2 protein-coding genes and 1 pseudogene are annotated in these 1,757 nt (G+C 70.5%); all 3 read right to left on the reverse strand.

All coding sequences use genetic code 11. The features are described from left to right. The coding region (locus tag ACCC94_RS29570) for a serine/threonine-protein kinase (protein WP_413353141.1) at nt 1-841 on the reverse strand (841 nt) is incomplete at its 3' end. Beyond that, nucleotides 838-1,569: a PP2C family protein-serine/threonine phosphatase gene (locus ACCC94_RS29575; protein ID WP_413353142.1), complete on the reverse strand. Its 732-nt coding sequence runs from the start codon at nt 1,567-1,569 to the stop codon at nt 838-840. The genes ACCC94_RS29570 and ACCC94_RS29575, both read right to left, overlap by 4 nt. Then, nucleotides 1,569-1,757: pseudogene (locus ACCC94_RS29580) on the reverse strand (type VI secretion system-associated protein TagF); the annotation flags it as partial. The pseudogene ACCC94_RS29580 and the gene ACCC94_RS29575, both read right to left, overlap by 1 nt.

Here is a 1,757-nt window from a genome sequence, read left to right on the forward strand (position 1 = left end):
CCATGGGGGCGACCGGGAGCGGGCGCATCACGGTGGCGTTCGGATCGGACGCCGGCAGTGCATCGAGGGCGGCGAGCAGCTCGCCGGCATTGGCGAAACGTTCGCCCGGCTCCTTGGCCAGCAGGCGCTGCAACAGGTGCTGGTAGCGACCGTGGTGCAGCGGCAGCTCGGGCAGCGGCTGGGTCAGGTGCGCCAGGGCGGTGGACAGCGCATCGGTGCCCAGGTACGGCAGCTCGCCGACGAGGATTTCGTAGAGCACCACGCCCAGCGAATACAGGTCGGCGCGCCCGTCGATGTCCATCCCGCGGGCCTGCTCGGGGCTCATGTAGTTGGGCGTGCCGACGGCGAAACCGGCCTGGGTGAACTGGGTGCGGTCATCCAGCGACTTGGCGATGCCGAAGTCCGAGAGCACAGCGGTGCCGTCGGCGCGGAACAGGATGTTCGCCGGCTTCACGTCGCGGTGGATCAGGCCCTGGGCGTGGGCGTAGCCCAGCGCCGAGGCGATCTGCCGGACATAGGCCAGGCCCTGCTCGGGGCTGAGCCCGGCGGCGATGCGTTCGCGCAGGGTGCCGTTGGGCAGGTACTCCATGGCCATGTAGTAGTGCTCGCCGGCGTTGCCGATGTCGTGCACGGTCACGATGTGCGGATGCGACAGGCGCGCCAGGGTCTTGCCTTCGCGCAGGAAGCGCTCGCAGAAGGAGGCGTCGGCGGCCAGCGCGGGCGCCATGATCTTCAGCGCCACCTTGCGTTCCAGCGAGCGCTGCACGGCCAGGTAGACGGTGGCCATGGCGCCTTCGCCGATCACGCTGTCGATGTCGAAACCGGGGATCTTCAGGTTCATGCCAGGGGTTCGCTTGCCTTGATGACGATGGCGGTGATGTTGTCGGGGGCGCCGCGGGTCAGGCCCAGGTGCACCAGGCTGCGCACCACCTGGTACGGGTCGGCGTGCCCGAGCACCTCGCGGATCTCGTTATCCTCGGCGGTGCGGGTAAGGCCGTCGCTGCACAGCAGCCAGGTGTCGCCAGGAAGGATCTGCACTTCCAGCGCGGACAGCTCGAGCCGGTCCTGCACGCCGATGGCGCGGGTGACGATGTTCGCCCTTGGATGCACGCGCGCCTCGGCCTCGCTGAGCAGGCCGCTGTCCTGCAGTTCCTGCACATAGCTGTGGTCGCGGGATATCGGGCTCAGCTCGCCGGCGCGCAGGCGGTACAGGCGGCTGTCGCCGGCCCACAGGCACAGGCCGCGATCGGCGCGCGCGGCCAGCAGCACCACGGTGCTGCCCATCATGCTGACGCCGCGCTGGCGGGTTTCTTCGCGCACCGCGTCGTTCACCTGGGCCAGGCCCTGGCGCAGCGCCGCCTCGTAGTCCTGCAGCGATCCGGCCGGCGCGATGCGCCGCAGCGAATCGACGATCAGGCTGCTGACGTAGTCCCCCGCCGCGTGCCCGCCCATGCCGTCGGCGACCACCCAGAGCCCGTCCTCGGGGCGATCCAGGTAGGCGTCCTCGTTGATCTGGCGGACCAGACCGACATGGCTGTGCGCCGCCGAGCGGTAGCCAAGCGTTGCCATCAGCACGATGCCTCCCGGCCCAGCAGGAGAGCCGCGAAGTGCTCGGCGGCCGGCAGCCCGTGACAGCGCAGAAGGCCCGGAGCGACCTGCTCCGAGCCGTTGCCCCACCACAGGCTGGCGCCGTCGCAGGCGCGTTCGGCCAATGCCACCAGGCGCGCCGGAGCATCCAGCGCCGCCATGCGCTGCGC

Origin of the sequence: Pseudomonas sp. Pseusp97 (genome assembly GCF_047304025.1) — a bacterium.
GTDB lineage: Bacteria > Pseudomonadota > Gammaproteobacteria > Pseudomonadales > Pseudomonadaceae > Pseudomonas.